Source organism: Candidatus Binatia bacterium, assembly GCA_029248525.1.
Taxonomy (GTDB): Bacteria; Desulfobacterota; Binatia; order UBA12015; family UBA12015; genus UBA12015.
Map to the genome: position 1 here is coordinate 686,630 of JAQWJE010000049.1, position 17,761 is coordinate 704,390.

Genomic DNA, 17,761 nt, shown 5'->3' on the forward strand with positions numbered 1-17,761 from the left:
TACGCGAAGGGGAACGAAATGAAAAAGGCAAAGCTGAATCGCGAGGGACGGAAACTGAGGGTGACTGTCTACGCAGCTTCTTCGCGCCAATCACCGAAATCCTTTCTGGCGGCCGGCCGCGCCGTGGGGCAAGGGCTGGCGGAGAGGGGACATATTCTTGTTTATGGAGGCGCTACAGTCGGCGTGATGGGGGCTTTGGCCGCTGGCGCCCTGGCAGCAGGAGGCCGGGTCGAGGGTGTGATTCTGGACGAGTTTTCCTCGGTGGCGCATCCCGATCTCCACGAGTTGGAAACTGTTGCGACGATGCGGGCACGCAAGGCGGGGCTCGCTGATCGCGGCGATGCTTTTATCGCGCTGCCCGGAGCCCTCGGGACGCTCGAAGAACTCAGTGAGATTTTGGTCGAGCGACAATTGGGATTTCACGCCAAGCCGATTTATTTGCTGAATCCGGACGGTTTCTGGACGCATCTCCTCTCTTTTCTCGATCGACAGGTCGAGGACGGAATCCTGGCTCCCGAGAATCGGGAGATCGCGCAGGTTTTTCCCGACGTCGAGACGCTTTTCGCGGCTTTGGATGCGGAGATGCCGCCTGCCGCGGGAGTCGGGCCGGCACCACCGTCGCCCGCGGCCAGATAAGCTGTCCGGCGCAAGCCTTTGGCGGGCCTGCCCCGGCTTGTTAGTGGCAGGGCATGACGATGCAGCCTACCTCTTCCGAGCCCCGCTCTCCGGCGGCAACCGTGCGGGCCTTGCTGGCCGAGGACCGTCCTCTGGTGATGGGTGGTTTTTATGACGGGGTTTCCGCGCGTCTGGTGAACAAGGCTGGGTTTCCGATCACTTTCATGGGCGGATACGCGGTGGCGGCATCGCTGTTGGGTGAACCGGATATCGGAATCCTCGGCCAGGCGGAGATGGTCGCGACGGTCCAAAGGCTTTGTCCTCATGTTGTGGCTCCGGTTCTGGTGGACGCGGACACCGGCTATGGCGGCACCGCCGAGGCCCGGAAGACCGCAGAACTCTATGCCGCCGCCGGCGCGGCCGGTCTCTTTCTCGAAGATCAGGTCTGGCCGAAACGATGCGGACATATGGCCGGTAAGGAAGTTGTGCCGGCTGACGAATGGCTGGAGAAACTTGCGGCTGTTCTCGAGGTTCGCTCGCAAACCGATCTTTTCGTCGTGGCGAGGACGGATGCGCGGGCACCGGCCGGCTTGCAGGAGGCTCTGGCTCGAGGAAAAGCGGCTCGAGACCTCGGGGTGGATGCGGTCTTTGTGGAAGCGCCGCAATCTGTCGAAGAATTGGACAGGATCGCCGAGGCGATCCCCGGTCCCAAAATTGCCAATATGGTGGAATTCGGCAAGACCCCACTTCTGCCTCCCGACGAACTCCACGCGCGCGGTTTTGATCTGATCGTCTACCCGGTAGCGGCCGTGTTGGCTCAGGCCAAAGCTGTCGAGGGGATCTACGCTACCTTGATGGCCGCGGGGACCACGGAGGGGTCGTCGCAGGAACTTTATAATTTTGGCGAGTTCAACGATTTGATGGGTCTGGCAACGCATCGCAGAGCTGAATCTGAAAGCAGCGATCCCTGATCCTCCGGGCCCCCGGAAACGCAAACGGGGGATTCGCCTGATGGCGAACCCCCCGCACATGGATCTGCTAGCGGCCACTCGAAGGCGGCTGCCGTGGAGCGATTTTAGACGTTAGCCTCGAAGAGGCCTGCGGCGCCCATACCACCACCGACGCACATGGTGACGACGCCCCACTTCTGCTTGCGACGACGCAATTCCAGAAGAAGCGTGCCGACCAGGCGAGAGCCGGTCATGCCATACGGGTGTCCGATGGAGATCGAACCGCCATTGACATTGTATTTCTCGGGATCGATCTCGAGCTTGTCGCGGCAATATGCTGCCTGCGAGGCGAAGGCTTCATTGAGTTCCCAGAGATCGATATCATCGACCTTGAGGCCATTGCGCTCGAGCAATTTGGGAATCGCAAAGACCGGGCCAATGCCCATTTCGTCCGGCTCGCAGCCCGCAAAGACGCAGCCACGGAAAAAGCCGAGGGGTTCAATGCCCAACTGGCCCGCGCGTTCGGCCGACATGATCAGCTGCGCTGCGGCTCCGTCGGAGAACTGAGAGGAGTTGCCGGCCGTGACCGTACCGTTTTCCTTGTCGAAGGCGCCGCCGAGGCCACCGAGAGTTTCCATGGTTGTGCCGGGGCGGTTGCATTCGTCGGTGGTTACCGTGACTTCCTTCTCGGAAACTTCGCCGGTTTCCTTGTCCTTCACCTGGCATGTCGTGGTGACCGGGACGAGTTCTTCGAGCAGGGTACCCGAGTCCTGAAAGGCGGCCGTCCGCATTTGCGACTCATAGGCCAACTTGTCCTGCACCTCACGCGTCACGTTGTAGCGCTTGGCCACATTCTCGGCGGTGATTCCCATGGGCATGTAGATGTCCTGCTTGTTCTCCATCAGCCAGGGGTTGAAGAGGTTCGTGGTGTTCATGTCGTTCTGGATCATGGTGATCGACTCGCAGCCGCCACCGATCACGGCGTTGGCGCCTTCGTTTTCGACCATATGGGCGGCGACTGCCACGGCATTGAGGCCGGAGGAGCAGAAGCGGCTGACCGTGGAGCCGGGAACGTTGAGCGGAAGTCCCGCAAGCACAGCGACGTTTCGGCCAACGTTGAAGCCCTGAGGTCCTTCGGGAAAGCCGGTGCCCACAACGACGTCGTCGATTTCAGCCGGGTCGAGCGCGGTGGTCTTCCCCACAACGTTCTCGATACAACGCGCCATCAGATCGTCGGGTCGGGTCATGTTGAATGAACCCCGGAATGATTTCGCCAGACCCGTTCGGGCTGTCGCTACAATTGCGGCTTCCTGCCGTTTTGCCATCGGAACCTCCATTACGCATGGGGGCGCCGGTTTATCCGGGGCAGACCATGCCAAGTTGATAGGGAAAGTTCGCAATCGAGGCCGCGAGATGCAACGTGGCGCCAGGAGGGTGCAGATCAGACTCGGAAGAGGTAAGCCGCCGGAGTGCGTGCGGTTGTGCAGAGAGTCCGGCAGGCCCGGGTAGAAGTGGCGGGAAGCTGCGTGGGGCAGATCGGCCCGGGGATGTTGATTTTGCTGGGGATTCACCGCGAAGACGGTTCGGCCGAGGTCCGTGTTCTGGCTCGGCGCCTGCTCTCTCTGAAGATTTTCGAGGATGCTTCCGGCGCGATGAATCAGTCCTTGGAAGAACTTCCGGCGGCGGAAGTTCTTTGTGTTTCGCAGTTCACCTTGTGGGGCGATACCCGAAAGGGGCGCAAGCCTTCGTGGAGCCGTGCTGCGCCCGCGCCCAGGGCCGAGCCTCTTTATCTCGAGTTTCTCGAGATACTCCGGGAAGCGGGTGTCGGCGTCGCCAGCGGAATTTTTGGTGCCGATATGGATGTGCATCTGATCAATCATGGCCCGATGACGCTCGTCGTGGAGTCCTGAGCCTGCCGGTTGGCGTGCTAGAAGAAACCAATGCCGGCAGACCTCCAACACCCTTTCCTGCGGCCCGAGGGGCGACCCAGCATCTCGCCCATTCTGGAAGGCGAGCTTTTTGTGGGTTCGTTTCCGACCGCGAACGACGCGGATTGGTTGCGATCCGAGCACGGCGTGGAGGCGGTCCTCTCCTTGCAGGATGACTGGGATCTTCTGGCAAAGAATCTGGTCGAGCGCGATCTCGAAAAGGCTTATGCCTCCGCCGGGATCCGTTTTACCCGCCTGCCGATTATCGATGGCGATCTCCAGGATGTTGCCCGCCGAATGGATGCTGTGATCGGCTGCCTCGAGGAGATGATCGCGGGATCGGGCGCGGTTCTGGTCCACTGCAATGCGGGCTACAATCGGGCGCCGACAGCGGCGATTGGCTATCTGCACCGGTGCCGGGGGATGGCCTTGCGCGAGGCTGAGCTCTTCGTGCGGCGTCGGCGCTCCTGCGCACCCTATACGAGCGTTCTGGAGGCCTGAATGGCGGGTGCGGTTCCCGATTTGCGCGAACAGCGGTGCTCCGAGAGCGCAGCGGCCTTTGCCCGGGGTCATACGATGGATCCTCGGATCGCCTCGCTGGTGCCGGGTTTCGAGGTGCCATTTTTTCAAGCGGGTCTGGCGGGTTACTCCGACCATGCGATGCGGCTGACCGCTCGCCGATTGGGTGCACCCTATTGTGTGACCGAGTCGATGCTGGATCACACCTTGCTGACCAGTCGTCGTAAACGGCGCGCGGAGCATCCCGATCGGGTGGCCGGTGCGGATCGGCCCATTGCCGGCCAAATCGTGGGTCACGATGCTGGAGAGATGGCCGCGGCCGCCGGGATTATCGTCGAGATGGGATTCGACGTCGTGGATGTCAATCTGGCGTGTCCCTCGAAGCTGGCCAAACGACGGCCGCGCGGCGGAAATCTGCTGGCCGATCCGGAGACGGCGATCGAGATCCTGAGTGCGGTCCGGCGCGCGGTGCCGACGAAAACGCCTTGCACCGTGAAGCTGCGGCGCGCATGGGACGATACTCCGGAAATGGCGCTGGCCTTCGATCGGATTTTTGGTGCTGCTTACGAACTTGGTTTTGCCTGGGCGACCGTACATTCCCGGACGGTGGAGCAACGCTATATTGGTCGTGGGCGTTGGAATGCTCTGGCCGATTTGGTGCGGCGCTACCCTGACCGTTTGATCTTCGGCTCAGGGGACGTGGATACCGCCGAAGATATTTTCTCGATGATGGAACTCTGCGGTGTCCAGGCGGTTGCCGTGGCGCGCGGAGCGATTGCCAACCCGTGGATCTTTCGGCAAGCGCGCGAACTGCTCGCGGGATGCGAGAAGACGGGCCCTTCGCTCGCGGAGCAGGGGGGGGTGCTGCAAGAGCAATTCGACCAACGCGCCATTCTGCTCGGAGAACGCAAGGCCTCCATCCTGATGCGCAAGCAGTCGATTCATATCGCGGAGAGTCATCCCGCAGGGGAAGATGTTCGTGCGGCCTTTGTGGACGCAAAGACCGCCACGGAATGGCGAGCCGTCATTGACCGCTGGTACCCACGGGGCTGAAATCGCTTACATATGAAGGGCGCGACCGTCGACTGCCAGAGCAGCTTCCTTGACGGCTTCGGGCAGGGTCGGGTGGGCGTGGACGCTACGGGCGAGGTCCTCGGAACTCGCTCCCATTTCCATCGCAACTGCAGCTTCTGCGATCAAGGCGGAAGCCTCCGGCCCGACGATATGAACGCCGAGAATACGATCGGTGCTCGCGTCGGCTATGATTTTTACGGCGCCCTCGGTTTCGCCCATGGTTTTCGCGCGACCGTTGGCCGCAAAGGGAGACAGGCCGATGTTGGTGGCAATCCCCTGTGCGGCTGCGGCTTCACTGGTCAATCCGACAGAGGCAAATTCGGGATGGGTATAGACGACCGCGGGGATGGTCTCGTAGCTCACGTGGCCGGCTTTTCCCGCGAGAAGTTCGACGCAGGCGACACCCTCTTCCTCGGCCTTGTGGGCGAGCATGGGGCCGGCAATCACATCACCGATCGCAAAGACCCCGGGGACGTTGGTCTGGAAGTTGGCGTCCACCGGTATGCGTCCTCGATCGTCGATCTCGACGCCTGCATTGGCAAGGCCGAGGCTGTCGGCATAAGCGCGACGCCCCACGGCGACAAGCACGACGTCGGCTTCGAGCGATTCCGTAGAGCCGTCTTTTTTTCCGAGAGTTGCGGTGATGCCGCTCTCAGTTGGCTCAGCCGATTGGACGGAGGTCTCTAGAAGGAACTTCAGGCCCTGCTTTTTCAAGGATTTCTGGAGAACTTTGCTCATCTCTGCGTCCATGCCGCTGGCAATGCCGTCGGTCATCTCGACTACCGTGACAGCAGATCCGAGTCGGGCCCAAACCGATCCCATCTCGAGTCCGATCGCGCCGGCACCGACGACCAGAAGCCTTTCGGGCACGGACTCGAGTTCCAACGCTGCAGTGGAATCGACAATACGCACGCCGTCAAAGGGCAAACTCGGGAGCTCGATCGGAACACTCCCGGAGGCAATCAGAATCGTCTTCGCTGACAAGGTGCGAGAACCATCGGCGCCGGAGACCAGACATTTTCCTGAACCGAGAAGCGACGCACTCCCTTGAACAGCTTCGACTCCTGCTTTTTTCAGCAGGCCGGCGACCCCTCGGGTCAGAGTGGTGACTACCCGATCCTTGCGCTTCATCATCGCGCCGAGGTCGAGACTGAGTTCGCCGACACCGATCCCGTGCGTTTTGAAGTCCTTGCCTGCCTGCGCGAAAAGAGCACTCGACTGCAGCAATGCCTTGCTGGGGATACAGCCCACGTTGAGACAAGTTCCGCCCAGCGTCAGATCTTTTTCCACACATGCGGTCCGGAGGCCGAGTTGGGCTGCGCGAAGCGCGGCGACATAGCCTCCCGGGCCGGCCCCAATCACCACAAGGTCAAAATTATCGGTCTCGGACATGACTCAGATCTCCAGAAGCAGTTTGGCGGGTGCTTCCAATGCCTCTTTGACTCGCACCAGGAAGGTAACCGCACCTTCTCCGTCGACGATCCGGTGGTCGTAGGAAAGCGCAAGATACATCATCGGGCGAATCACGATGGCATCGTCTACGACCATCGGCCTTTTCTCGATCTTATGCATTCCGAGAATACCGCTCTGCGGCGGGTTGAGAATCGGAGTCGAAAGTAGCGAGCCGTAAACCCCGCCATTGGAGATGGTAAAGGTAGCTCCGGAGAGATCGCTGACGCCGAGTTTTCCTTCACGTCCCTTGGCAGCCAGTCGTGCGATTTCTCGCTCGATCCCGGCAAAGGAAAGAAGATCGCAATCCCGAACGACCGGCACGACAAGCCCCTTGGGAGTGCCGACAGCGATCCCCATATTCACAGCTTCGCGATAGACGATTTCGTCTTCCTGGATTTCTGCATTCAACTCGGGGACGGTTCGGGCGGCCGCACAGCATGCCTTGGCAAAAAACGACATGAAGCCCAAGCCGACATCGTGCTTCTCTCGGAAGGCTTCCTTATGCTCGGAACGCAGTGTCATCACGGCGCTGAGGTCAACTTCGTTAAAGGTGGTGAGGATCGCTGCGGTTCGTTGCGATTCGACCATCCGTCTGGCGATCACCTGACGCATACGGCTCATGCGCACCCGTGTCTCGCCACGCGGTTCTCCCGGAACGCTCGAAGCAGGACTTGCGACCGGGGGTTTGCCGGTCGGTTCCGGGCTTGTCGGCACGGCTTCGGCGGCTTGCAGCGCGTCTGCCTTGGTGATGCGGTTGCCGGGACCGGTTGCGGGGATGGTTGCCGGATCGAGGTTTTCTTCCTTTACGATCCGACGGACGGCCGGGCTGAGGAAGGGTTCGGCTTCCGACGAATCGTTCGAACTCGCCTGCGGTTGACTCGCGGCCGGGGCCGCAGGTTGAGCTGGCGCCTCGCTCGCCGCCTTGTCCCCGCTTGCCTGCGATGGCGGAGGGGTATCCGGCTTGGCGGATGCCGCAGCGGGATCGATCTCGGCGACCACGTCGCCCTCGGAAACGGTATCGCCTTCCTGCTTCAGGATATGCAGCTGCCCTGCGACTTCGGCGGCGATTTCCATATTGGCCTTGTCGCTCTCCAATTCGAAGATGACTTCATCGACGGCGACGGTCTGGCCTTCCTGCGCCAGCCAGGAGCCGAGAACCGCTTCGGTTACGGATTCGCCCAGGGAAGGGATTTTCACTTGCACGGCCATCGAAACCTCTCGTTCTGCAGCAACTCAGGTGCGCTTGCTGTTTGCGGTGCTTGCGGGGATTTCCCCCGACGTCGCCACTGTGGGCGCTCGATCGAATACCTCTGTCATGATTTCCTTCTGCTCGCGACCATGCAGGGTATAGGATCCCACCGCAGGGGTGGCGGCGGCGGCACGACTGGCGCTGCGCAGGCTTTGCTTCTCGCCCAGCACGGAGGGAAGGTGTTGCGCCATATACCACCAGGCGCCCATATTGGCGGGCTCTTCCTGGGCCCATACGATGTCATGGGCGTTCGGGTAGCGAGACAGGACCTCCTGAATTTCGGACCCCGGGAATGGCGCGATTTCCTCGATTCGGATCAGCGCAACTTCGTCGGCAGAGCGTTCTTCGCGGGCTTTGGCGAGATCGAAGAATAATTTGCCCGTGCAGAGTACAGCCGTCGTGATCTTCTCGGCCGCAGCGGGGACGGGATCGTCCATCACGGGACGGAAGGTGCCTTGCGTCAAGTCTTCAATATGGGAAGCCGCCGGCTTGTAGCGCAGCAAGCTCTTTGGCGTCATCACGACCAGTGGCTTTCGGAAGGGCCGGTGAATCTGGCGACGCAGCAGGTGGAACATCTGTGCTGGTGTCGTGGGCTGGACCACCTGCAGGTTGTCGTCGCCGCAGAGTTGCAGCCATCGTTCGAGGCGTGCGCTCGAATGCTCGGCACCTTGGCCTTCGTAACCATGCGGCAGGAAGAGCACCAAGCCGTTCGATCGCTGCCAACGGGATTCCCCTGCTGCGATGAAGCAATCGATGATGATCTGGGCACCGTTGGAGAAGTCGCCGAACTGCGCCTCCCAGATGCAGAGTGTTTGCGGCGCAGCAGACGAGAACCCGTACTCGAAACCGAGGACCGCTGCTTCGGAAAGCGGGCTGTCGAGGACCTCGAAATGTGCCTGCGAATCCCCGTCCCGTGCCAGGTGGTTCAGGGGAATATACTGATCTGCCTTCTGCTGATCGTGGAGGACGGAGTGTCGGTGGCTGAAAGTACCGCGACCAGAGTCCTGACCGGAGAGTCGCACGGGTGTGCCCTCGAGGAGCAGGGAGCCCATGGCCAACATTTCGGCACAGCCGAAGTCGATGCCTTTTCCGGCGGTCACCATCTCGACTCGTTGCTCGTAGACCTTGCGAACTTTCGCATGGGGTTCGAAGGTCTCGGGAATCTGTCCTGCGACCGTGGCGATTTCTTCGAGAACCTCTGCGGGCAGAGCTGTATCGGCGAGCCGATTTTCGGTGGCCGGCCCCAATCCGTTCCACGCATCACCAAAGCTGAAGACCTCCTGCCTCGGTCGGAAGTCGCGGGCGAAGGTCAGTGCTGCATTCAGCTCATCCTGAACTTCCGCCTTCTCCTTTTCGAGTTCTTCCTCGGTAAACACGCCGTCCTGCAGAAGCTTCTGCTCGTAGACGGTTCGCGTGCCCGGATGTTTGGCGATCTCCTCGTACATTCGCGGCTGGGTGAAGCTCGGTTCGTCCAGCTCGTTATGGCCATGCTTTCGGAAACAGACCAGTTCGATGAGGACGTCCTGGCCAAATCTTTGACGAAACCCTGCGGCCAGCTTGGCTGCGTGGACGGCCATCTCGGGGTCGTCGCCGTTGACGTGGAACACGGGAGATTCGATGATCTTGGCGATATCCGTGGCGTAGCGGGTGGGGCGGGAGGATTCGGGAGGCGTGGTGAAGCCCACCTGATTGTTGATCACGACATGAATGGTGCCGCCGGTATCGTACCCTTTGAGGTGGGTCATCAGGAGAGTTTCGGAAACGACGCCCTGGCCCATGAAAGCCGCGTCGCCGTGCATCAGAAGGGGGACGACCCGGGTGCGATCGGTATCCCCCAATTCGTTCTGCTTGGCTCGAACTTTGCCCTCCACCACCGGATTTACCGCTTCCAGGTGGCTGGGGTTGGGGGTCAAGGAAATATGGACATTCCGGCCGTTGGTCCCCTCGTGATCCCGTGAGTAGCCGGCATGATATTTCACATCGCCGTCGCCTTCGACCCAATCGGGGAGGGTGGAGCCTTCGAATTCGGCAAGAACCATCTCGAGTGGCTTGTGGACGATATTGGCGAGCACATTGAGGCGCCCTCGGTGGGCCATGCCCACAACCAACTCATCGACATCCTGCTCGGTGCAACACTCGACCAAGCTTTCGAGCATGGGGATCAGCGTTTCGCCGCCCTCGAGCGAAAAGCGTTTCTGACCGCGGAACTTCACGTGCAGGAAGCGCTCGAGGGATTCGGCCTCCACGAGTTTCCGATAAATCCGTCCCCGCTCCCGGGTGCTCAAGTCAGGCTGGTTGCGGGCGGGCTCCATGCGCTCCTGAAGCCACCTGCGTTGCTCGGGGTCCCGGATTCCGGTGAATTCAACACCGAGCTTTCCGCAATAGGTTTGTTGCAGGGCATCGACGAGCTCGCGGAGGGAGCCCGGTAGGGGCCCGAGAAATCCGCCCGGTGCGCACGGCGAGTCCAGATCCCCCGGCGTGAAGGCGAAATGGCCGATGTCGAGCAGGGGGTGCCAAGCCGGGGGTTTGCTGAGGGGGTCGAGGTCGGCCAGCAGGTGCCCCAGTTCCCGGTAGTTGCTGACGAGGCCGAAGGTGCGTGGTCGCGCACCCGGTACGGGGGCGGTGTCGCTGGTCGGTGCCTCGAGGCGGCCCACTTCCATGCCGGCAAAAAAGGCCTGCCAATCCAGACTGACGGATTGAGGATCACGGGCGTAGCGAGCGGCCATATCCTCCAGCCAGGCAGGGTCCACGCCGCCGAGGAAAGCGGGGGCCAGCGGCGCCTCTTCAGGTTCTTCAAGCTCTTGGGTTGGACTTTTACCGTGAATCGCCACTGTAGGTCTCAATGTAACCTAGCGGGTGGTGGAAACAATGCATAAGGGGTCTGCGGCGATGCGAAAATCGTGGAAATTTCCATTTGTTTCCAAACGTATTTATCAAAAAAATGAGCGTGCCAGAGATTCGATGCCAAGTAGCCGCAGCCAAATGCGATCCCCGGTCCTTGTTGACGCGGGGGCGTGTTCATGGCTTGTTCGGATCAGCGATGCACCAAGTCCTTTGCAAAGCCCTGATTGGCGCCCTTTGGATACTCGTCCTGGTGCCTTTGGCCGCAGTGGCCGAGGGCCCCATGCCTCATCAATACTCGAATATTTTTGACCCTGTCTCGGTAACGGGTCATCAGATCAAGGATATTTCGTGGTTCGTGATCGGGATCTGCGCGCTGATCTTCCTGATCACCCAGGGGATCCTGCTGTGGTGCATCCTCAAATTCCGCGCCCGGCCGGGTGATGACGGCCGCGATCCTCCTCAGATTTACGGCTCGACACCCGTCGAAGTGGCCTGGACGATCGTGCCGATGATCATCGTCGTTGTGCTCTTTCTCGCTACGGCCCGAACGATTGCCGAGATTCAGATCGAAGAGCCCCCCGAGGAGGCTCTGGTTGTCGATGTGGTCGGCCACCGATGGTGGTGGGAGTTCAAGTATCCGGAATACGGCATCACGACGGCCAACGAATTGCACATCCCCACCAGTACCCCGGAAAATTGGCGTCCGACTTTTTTACGCCTTCTCTCGCAGGACGTGATCCATAGTTTCTGGGTTCCTCGCCTCGGCGGCAAATCCGACGTGGTGCCGAACAAGGAGAATTGGCTTTGGTACGACACACCGACCGCCGGGATGTACCTCGGGCAATGTGCCGAATACTGCGGAACGCAGCATGCTCATATGCTCCTGCGGGTCTACGTTCACACGCCCGACGAGTTTGCGGTCTGGGTTGCCGATCAGCAGAAAGCCGACGTTGAGGACCCCAAAGTCGCTGCAGGGCGGGAGCTTTTCCAGAAAACGGCCTGCATCAATTGCCATACGCTGGGCGGAACCGTCGCCAACGGAACCTACGGCCCGGATCTTTCCCATTTCATGAGCCGCAAGACGCTCGGCGCAGGCGTGGCCCTGAATACTCCGGAAAATCTCCGCGCCTGGATCGAGGACCCGCAAGCGCTCAAGCCGGGTTGTCGGATGCCGAATATGAAACTTACGGAGCTGGAGGTGGATCATATCGTCGATTACCTCCTGACATTGCAATGATCGGGGAGGCCGCATGACGGTGATGGACGGACCGATCGGCACCGCATCGGAGACGGCTCCCGTTTCGCGCTGGGTGACCGTTCACGATTGGGCAACAACCACCGATCATAAAAAATTAGGCGTCATGTACATCGGAGCGGCGCTGTTTTTCTTCGGTTTCGGGGGGCTCGAGGCTTCGTTGATGCGGATCCAGTTGGCGTTTCCGGACCTGCAATTTCTTGCCCCGGAGACCTTCAACCGCATGATGACCATGCACGGCACAACGATGGTTTTTCTCGTTGGAATGCCGATGCTCTTTGGATCCGCCAACTACCTGATTCCACTACAGATTGGTTGCCGAGATCTGGCCTTTCCACGGCTGAATTCTATGGGTTTCTGGCTATTTTTCCTGGGTGGCTGCCTGCTCTATTTCAGCTTTTTGGGGGGCGATGGCCTCTACGGTGCGGGAACGGCACCCGATGTGGGCTGGTTTGCCTACGCTCCGTTGACGGGCAAGGCTTTTTCGCGCGGCAACAGCACGGATTACTGGATTCTCGGAATTATGGTGTCGGGGCTTGGTTCGACCATGACCGCCCTCAATCTGGTCACGACCATCCTGTGTTCGCGCTGCCGTGGCATGACCTTTTCCAAGCTGCCGGTCTTCACCTGGATCATGCTGGTGGATTTTGTGCTCGTGCTGGTCGCGCTTACCCCGCTGACCGCCGCGCAGTTCATGCTGCTCTTCGATCGCTTCCTCGGATCGCATTTTTTTGACACGCAGGCCGGAGGGTCGGCCGTATTGTGGCAGCATTTCTTCTGGATTTTCGGCCACCCGGAAGTCTATATCCTGATTCTACCGGCCTTCGCTTGGGCCTCTGAAATCATTCCGGTGTTCTCCCGCAAGGTGATTTTCGGCTACTCGATGATGGTCTACGCAACTCTTTCGATCGGCTTCATCAGCCTCGGGGTCTGGGCGCACCATATGTTCACGGTGGGCCTCTCTCCTTCCGCCAACACATTTTTTGCCGCCTCGACGATGCTGATTGCCGTCCCGACCGGCCTGAAAATCTTCAACTGGCTGGCGACCATGTGGGGCGGGAAGATTCGCTTTGAATTGCCGATGCTCTTTTCCACGGCGTTCTTGTGCCAGTTCGTGATCGCCGGTTTGACGGGCATCATGTTGTCGGTGGTGCCTTTCGACTGGCAATTGAGCGATTCATACTTCGTCGTGGCGCATTTTCACTATGTGCTCATCGGCGGCCTGCTCTTCATGTTCTTTGCCGCCGTCTACTATTGGTATCCGAAGGTGACCGGCCGGATGCTCAGCCGGAAGATCGGCCACCTGCATTTCTGGATTTTCCTCGTCGGGTTCAATCTCACCTTCGGGCCGATGCACGGCTCGGGGATTCTCGGGATGCCACGGCGAATCTACACGTACGATGCTGGCCGGGGTTGGGATATCTTCAACCTGATGGCGTCCATTGGCGTCGCTGTTCAGGCAATCGGGATTCTCTTTTTCGTCTGGAACCTCTACTGGTCAGCCCGCAACGGCGAAGAAGCCGGGGATGATCCCTGGGATGCATGGACTTTGGAATGGACAACAACTTCGCCACCGCCGGCCTATAATTTCGAAGAATTGCCCGTGGTGCACAGTCGTCGGCCGCTTTGGGATCGCAAGCATCCCGAGGATCCTGATTGGAAGTACGAATGAGTACTTCCACCCAGCCAACGGCCGCAATGGATGTGCCGCCCGAGCACGAGGAATGGATCCTGCCCTCCAAGGGCAAGGTGGGCATGGCTTGTCTGATCCTGACCGAATCGACCTTCTTTGCGATCTTTGTCGTCGCGCACCTTTTCTACCTCGGAAAGAGTCTGACCGGACCCTTTGCCGATGTCCTGAATACGCCCATCATCGCCTCGATTTGTCTGCTCTCGTCCAGCCTCACGGTGGTGATGGCCACGCGCGCGCTGGCGCGAGGGAAATTGATCCCCTTCGAACTCTGGATGTTGGCTACGATCGCTCTCGGGGGCGTTTTTCTCGGGGCCACCGGTATCGAATGGTGGGGATTGATCTATCATGAAGGCCTGACGATCTACTCGAACCTGCTCGGGACAACTTTCTACTCGCTGGTCGGTTTCCATGCGCTGCATGTGACGATCGGTCTCTCGATGCTCGCCTTCGTGCTGATTCTTTGTCTGCTTGGCCACGTCCGGGAAGAACATGCCGAGCGCGTCGAAATTCTCTCCTGGTACTGGCATTTCGTAGACGCCGTATGGATCGTGGTTTTCACGGTCGTTTATGTGATCCGATGAGGGAAAGTTTGCCACAAGAGGAAGGTATCGAATTGCCGGCCAACACCGGCTGGCCGCTGCTGGCGGCCGTCGGGTTGACCCTCGGCTTTGCCGGTCTGGTCACGCATGCCGCCGTCACGGTGACCGGCGTGGTCCTGTTTGCGATCTCGGCGACCGGATGGTTTCGCCTCGTTTTGCCGCACGCGGACGAAAGTCTGGTGCCCCGGGTTCCGGTGTCGGAACGCCCCTCGGTGGTTGCGACCGCGGGTGAGGCCGAGCGATTGTCGGTCGGCGAGGATATGCACCGGATGCGCCTGCCTCTGGCCCGACATCCCTACAGTGCGGGGATCAAGGGCGGGTTGGTCGGAGGCATCGCCATGGCCCTCACGGCCGAGATTTACGGTATCTTTGTGCTCGGAAGTCCCTGGTATGTGGTGAACCTGCTGGCGGCCTCGGCGGTTTCGTCATTGGCGGCGCTGACGCCTGATGAGCTGATGCAATTCAGCGCGATCGGCTTGGGTGTGGGTTTGATCATCCACGTGCTCTTGTCGCTTTTCATGGGGCTTCTCTACGGGACGCTCTTGCCGATGTTCCCGCGCCAACCGATTTTATGGGGCGGTTTCGTAGCCCCTCTCTTATGGACGAGCTTGGTCTATACGGGCGTCGGGGTGGTCGATCCCAAGCTGGAAGCCTTGATACAGTGGCCCTTTTTCGTGGCATCGCAGATTGCCTTTGGTGTGGTCGCCGGTGTGGTTGTGGATCGCACCGAGAAGATCGAGACGCTGCAGAGCCTTTCGATCTATGAACGTGCCGGTGTCGAGGCGCCTGGCATCATCGGCGAAAAGGAGCGACCCGAATGAGTTGGTTGCTTCGCTCCGCCTGTGCGGCAGGATTGCTGGTCTTCGCCCTGGGCTGTGACAGTTTGCCGGGAAAGCCGCTCGAGTCTGCACGTCCGATCAACCCGATTGATGTTACCGACTTCAACACACTCTGGTCGACTCATTGCGCCGGTTGCCATGGTGCAGAGGGCAAGCTGGCTGCGGCCCGTCCAATGAATGACCCGGTTTATCTCGGCGTCGTCACGGATGATGAGATGCGGGGCGTAATTGCCCACGGCGTCAAGGGAAGTGCGATGCCCGGATTTTTGGCCACCGACGGTCTGGGGCTGAGCGCCAAACAAATTAATCTGGTTCTGGCCGGCATGCGCGAGCGCTGGGCGGATCCCAAAGTGCTGGCAGGGCGGCGACCCCCGTCCTACCGCGTCGTCGGTTCCGGAAGCGTGGCTGCCGGACAGAGAACGTTCCAGCGTGCCTGCGCCTCCTGTCATGGCCCGACTGGCGACGGTCAGGGCGGCTCGGTTCACGGTTCGGTCGTGGACCCGGCATTCCTTGCCCTGGTCAGTGACCAGTCCCTGCGATCTACGGTCATCTTTGGTCGTGTCGATCTGGGTATGCCGGATTGGTTCGGCTACCGATCGGGAGCGCTGAGCGAACAGGACGTAACCGATCTGGTGGCCTGGCTTGCCTCGCACCGTGTCGAATTCCCCGGGCGACCTTACCCCGGGAAGGACAAACAAGCGGCCATGGTCGCTCGGGAGAAATCTGATGGCTGAGGAGCAAAAGGCGCCCACGATGAATCCTCCGTCGCCCCCTTCGGTGTCGCGACGATTTTTTCTCCTCAAACTCGGAGTTTTTCTGAACGTGATCGCTGCTGGTCTGATCGGGATTCCTCTGATTGGCTACATCGCAGGTGCCATGCGACGGAAGGCCTATAACGCCTGGATTCCTCTGGGCGATATCAAAAGCTTTCCCAGTGGGGAGACGCGGCTGGCCAGCTATACGAATCCTTTTCGGGTTCCCTGGGATGGCATGACGGCCGAGATCCCCTGCTGGGTGCGCCACGTCGACGGTGAGAAATTTCAAATATTCGCCATCAACTGTGCTCATCTCGGTTGTCCGGTGCGTTGGTTCCGCGAGTCCCAGCTATTCATGTGCCCCTGTCATGGTGGCGTTTATTACGCCGACGGCGCCCGTGCGTCGGGTCCACCGCCGCGCGGTCTCTACGAATACGAATATGAACTCCGAGGCGATGACCTCTGGGTCCGTGGCGGGCAAATTCCGTCGCTTTCGGCGGGGGTCTGATGGCGGCAACGGGTTCCGGGCCAAAAAACCGTCTCGCGCGTATCGGTACGTGGTTTGACGACAGGCTCCATTTTACCGAATCGATCCTGCCACCGATCGTGCACGCCGTGCCGTCCAACGCGGCGAGCTGGGCGTATGTTTTTGGATCGGCCACGCTTCTTTGTCTGGTGATGCAGATCATCACAGGTATCTGCCTTGCCCTGGTGTACGCGCCGGCGGCCGATGAAGCCTGGAAGAGTCTGCTCTATCTGAACTACGTCCAGCCCCTGGGTTGGTTCCTGCGCGCGATGCACGCCTGGGGCTCTCATTTCATGATTGCCCTGATGACGATCCACCTGGTGCAGGTGTTCATGTTCGGGGCTTATAAATACCCGCGAGAGCTGACCTGGGTGGTGGGCTGCCTGCTCTTTATTCTGACGCTAGCCATGGGTTTTTCCGGACAAATCATGCGCTTTGATCAAGATGCCTACTGGGGGCTCGGCATTGTTGTCTCGATTATCGGCCGCGTGCCTCTGATCGGCGGCGAATTGATCCATCTGGTTCTCGGTGGTCCGATCATCGGCGCCGAGACGCTGTCCCGCTGGTTTGCCCTGCATGTTTTTGTCCTGCCCGGATTGCTTCTTGGCCTGATCGCTCTGCACCTGTGGCTGGTGGTCAAGATCGGGATCAATGAATGGCCGATGCCCGGGCGTCTGGTGACGCGGGAGCGATATCTCGAGGAGTACCATCAGTTGGTGGCAGACGAAGGCGAGCCCTTCGTGCCTGATGGCGTCCAGAAGGATGTGGTCTTTGCCGGGATTGTGCTTCTGGCACTGGTCACATGTGCGGCCGTTTTTGGTCCCGCGGGCCCGAATGGCGAGCCCAATCCGACCTTGATCAATACCCTTCCCCGGCCAGATTTCTGGTTCCTGCCCCTCTTCGCCATCTTCGCCTTGCTTCCGCCTTATATGGAGTCCTTCCTGATGCTGGCGGGGCCGCCGGTGTTGATCCTGTTGGCCGTCGCCTTGCCCTTCTATTCCAATCTTGGAGAAAAGAGCTTCAAGCGCAGGCCCGGTGCCTGGGTGCTGGTGATCATGGTCTTCCTGATCCTCGGGGTCCTGGCCTGGTTGGGGACCTTCTCCCCCTGGTCGCCTCATATGTCGGCCTGGAGCGGTGTCCCCACGCCGGTCCAATATGTGCAGGGGCGCACGCCTCTGGAATTACAGGGCGCTTTGGTGATTCAGAACAAGCAATGCCGTAACTGTCATTCGCTCGGGGGTGAGGGCGGCCTGCGTGGTCCTCCTCTGGACGATGTGGCGGGTCGTTTGAGCCATGACGAGTTGATTCGTCAGGTGTTGCAAGGGGGCGGTAATATGCCGGCCTACGGCAAGCACCTGAGTCCGGAACAGGTCACGGCGCTGGTAGCCTTCCTGGAAACGATGGTTCGGGGCGGGCAACCTCCCGAGCGTAACTCGACAGAGCCTCGCTGATCGACGGGTTCA

The 17,761-nt window shown here is 60.2% G+C and carries 16 protein-coding genes; 12 read left to right on the forward strand and 4 right to left on the reverse strand.

From position 1 onward, the window contains the following. Window positions 1–18 precede the first annotated feature (18 nt). Both P8K07_15555 and P8K07_15560 read left to right on the forward strand, forming a co-directional pair. Window positions 19–636, forward strand: a complete 618-nt coding sequence (locus P8K07_15555) for a TIGR00730 family Rossman fold protein (GenBank protein MDG1959940.1) — start codon at window positions 19–21, stop codon at window positions 634–636. Between the two features lie 53 nt (window positions 637–689). Beyond that, the gene (locus P8K07_15560; GenBank protein MDG1959941.1) at window positions 690–1,586 is read left to right on the forward strand and encodes an isocitrate lyase/PEP mutase family protein; all 897 of its coding nucleotides are present in this window, start codon (window positions 690–692) and stop codon (window positions 1,584–1,586) included. Between the two features lie 104 nt (window positions 1,587–1,690). On the opposite strand, the gene P8K07_15565 is transcribed toward P8K07_15560, so the two are convergent. After that, window positions 1,691–2,890, reverse strand: coding sequence for an acetyl-CoA C-acyltransferase (locus P8K07_15565; protein ID MDG1959942.1), 1,200 nt, complete (start codon window positions 2,888–2,890; stop codon window positions 1,691–1,693). A gap of 144 nt (window positions 2,891–3,034) precedes the next feature. Here P8K07_15565 and dtd point away from each other — a divergent pair, with 144 nt between their 5' ends. Genes dtd through P8K07_15580 form a run of 3 tightly spaced genes read left to right on the forward strand, consistent with a single transcriptional unit; the run spans window position 3,035 to window position 5,065 of the window. Next, window positions 3,035–3,475, forward strand: coding sequence for a D-aminoacyl-tRNA deacylase (dtd, locus tag P8K07_15570; GenBank protein MDG1959943.1), 441 nt, complete (start codon window positions 3,035–3,037; stop codon window positions 3,473–3,475). 30 nt (window positions 3,476–3,505) lie between these two features. Further along, window positions 3,506–3,994 (forward strand): dual specificity protein phosphatase family protein, encoded by a 489-nt coding sequence (locus P8K07_15575; protein ID MDG1959944.1) that lies wholly within the window; start codon window positions 3,506–3,508, stop codon window positions 3,992–3,994. Then, complete coding sequence (locus tag P8K07_15580; protein MDG1959945.1) at window positions 3,995–5,065, forward strand: tRNA-dihydrouridine synthase family protein; 1,071 nt, start codon at window positions 3,995–3,997, stop codon at window positions 5,063–5,065. Between the two features lie 6 nt (window positions 5,066–5,071). Here P8K07_15580 and lpdA read toward each other — a convergent pair whose 3' ends face one another. The 3 genes from lpdA to P8K07_15595 are packed head-to-tail and all read right to left on the reverse strand — an operon-like array spanning window position 5,072 to window position 10,618. Next, window positions 5,072–6,478: a dihydrolipoyl dehydrogenase gene (gene lpdA / locus P8K07_15585; GenBank protein MDG1959946.1), complete on the reverse strand. Its 1,407-nt coding sequence runs from the start codon at window positions 6,476–6,478 to the stop codon at window positions 5,072–5,074. Between the two features lie 3 nt (window positions 6,479–6,481). Beyond that, complete coding sequence (gene odhB, locus P8K07_15590; protein ID MDG1959947.1) at window positions 6,482–7,747, reverse strand: 2-oxoglutarate dehydrogenase complex dihydrolipoyllysine-residue succinyltransferase; 1,266 nt, start codon at window positions 7,745–7,747, stop codon at window positions 6,482–6,484. 24 nt (window positions 7,748–7,771) lie between these two features. Then, a complete protein-coding gene (locus tag P8K07_15595; GenBank protein ID MDG1959948.1) occupies window positions 7,772–10,618 on the reverse strand; it encodes a 2-oxoglutarate dehydrogenase E1 component in 2,847 nt (948 codons plus the stop codon). A 263-nt stretch (window positions 10,619–10,881) separates the two neighbouring features. Between P8K07_15595 and coxB the strand changes: the two genes are divergently transcribed. Genes coxB through P8K07_15630 form a run of 7 tightly spaced genes read left to right on the forward strand, consistent with a single transcriptional unit; the run spans window position 10,882 to window position 17,749 of the window. Continuing rightward, a complete protein-coding gene (gene coxB, locus P8K07_15600; GenBank protein ID MDG1959949.1) occupies window positions 10,882–11,868 on the forward strand; it encodes a cytochrome c oxidase subunit II in 987 nt (328 codons plus the stop codon). A 22-nt stretch (window positions 11,869–11,890) separates the two neighbouring features. Continuing rightward, window positions 11,891–13,558 carry a cytochrome c oxidase subunit I gene (gene ctaD / locus P8K07_15605; GenBank protein ID MDG1959950.1) on the forward strand — a complete coding sequence of 556 codons (1,668 nt, stop codon included), beginning with the start codon at window positions 11,891–11,893 and terminating at the stop codon, window positions 13,556–13,558. After that, window positions 13,555–14,160, forward strand: a complete 606-nt coding sequence (locus P8K07_15610) for a cytochrome c oxidase subunit 3 (GenBank protein MDG1959951.1) — start codon at window positions 13,555–13,557, stop codon at window positions 14,158–14,160. The genes ctaD and P8K07_15610 overlap by 4 nt, the downstream gene beginning before the upstream one ends. Further along, a complete protein-coding gene (locus tag P8K07_15615; protein MDG1959952.1) occupies window positions 14,157–14,999 on the forward strand; it encodes a hypothetical protein in 843 nt (280 codons plus the stop codon). Before P8K07_15610 ends, P8K07_15615 begins: the two co-directional genes overlap by 4 nt. Further along, window positions 14,996–15,751, forward strand: a complete 756-nt coding sequence (locus tag P8K07_15620) for a c-type cytochrome (GenBank protein ID MDG1959953.1) — start codon at window positions 14,996–14,998, stop codon at window positions 15,749–15,751. Before P8K07_15615 ends, P8K07_15620 begins: the two co-directional genes overlap by 4 nt. Further along, window positions 15,744–16,280, forward strand: coding sequence for a Rieske 2Fe-2S domain-containing protein (locus P8K07_15625; protein MDG1959954.1), 537 nt, complete (start codon window positions 15,744–15,746; stop codon window positions 16,278–16,280). Before P8K07_15620 ends, P8K07_15625 begins: the two co-directional genes overlap by 8 nt. Then, the gene (locus P8K07_15630; protein ID MDG1959955.1) at window positions 16,280–17,749 is read left to right on the forward strand and encodes a cytochrome b N-terminal domain-containing protein; all 1,470 of its coding nucleotides are present in this window, start codon (window positions 16,280–16,282) and stop codon (window positions 17,747–17,749) included. Before P8K07_15625 ends, P8K07_15630 begins: the two co-directional genes overlap by 1 nt. Window positions 17,750–17,761 lie beyond the last annotated feature (12 nt).

Coding starts and splice junctions, on each gene's coding strand:
- P8K07_15555 (MDG1959940.1), top strand. CDS start 19: ATGAAAAAGGCAAAGCTGAATCGCGAGGGACGGAAACTGAGGGTGACT.
- P8K07_15560 (MDG1959941.1), top strand. CDS start 690: ATGACGATGCAGCCTACCTCTTCCGAGCCCCGCTCTCCGGCGGCAACC.
- P8K07_15565 (MDG1959942.1), bottom strand. CDS start 2,890: ATGGCAAAACGGCAGGAAGCCGCAATTGTAGCGACAGCCCGAACGGGT.
- P8K07_15575 (MDG1959944.1), top strand. CDS start 3,506: ATGCCGGCAGACCTCCAACACCCTTTCCTGCGGCCCGAGGGGCGACCC.
- P8K07_15580 (MDG1959945.1), top strand. CDS start 3,995: ATGGCGGGTGCGGTTCCCGATTTGCGCGAACAGCGGTGCTCCGAGAGC.
- lpdA (MDG1959946.1), bottom strand. CDS start 6,478: ATGTCCGAGACCGATAATTTTGACCTTGTGGTGATTGGGGCCGGCCCG.
- odhB (MDG1959947.1), bottom strand. CDS start 7,747: ATGGCCGTGCAAGTGAAAATCCCTTCCCTGGGCGAATCCGTAACCGAA.
- ctaD (MDG1959950.1), top strand. CDS start 11,891: ATGGACGGACCGATCGGCACCGCATCGGAGACGGCTCCCGTTTCGCGC.
- P8K07_15610 (MDG1959951.1), top strand. CDS start 13,555: ATGAGTACTTCCACCCAGCCAACGGCCGCAATGGATGTGCCGCCCGAG.
- P8K07_15615 (MDG1959952.1), top strand. CDS start 14,157: ATGAGGGAAAGTTTGCCACAAGAGGAAGGTATCGAATTGCCGGCCAAC.
- P8K07_15620 (MDG1959953.1), top strand. CDS start 14,996: ATGAGTTGGTTGCTTCGCTCCGCCTGTGCGGCAGGATTGCTGGTCTTC.
- P8K07_15625 (MDG1959954.1), top strand. CDS start 15,744: ATGGCTGAGGAGCAAAAGGCGCCCACGATGAATCCTCCGTCGCCCCCT.
- P8K07_15630 (MDG1959955.1), top strand. CDS start 16,280: ATGGCGGCAACGGGTTCCGGGCCAAAAAACCGTCTCGCGCGTATCGGT.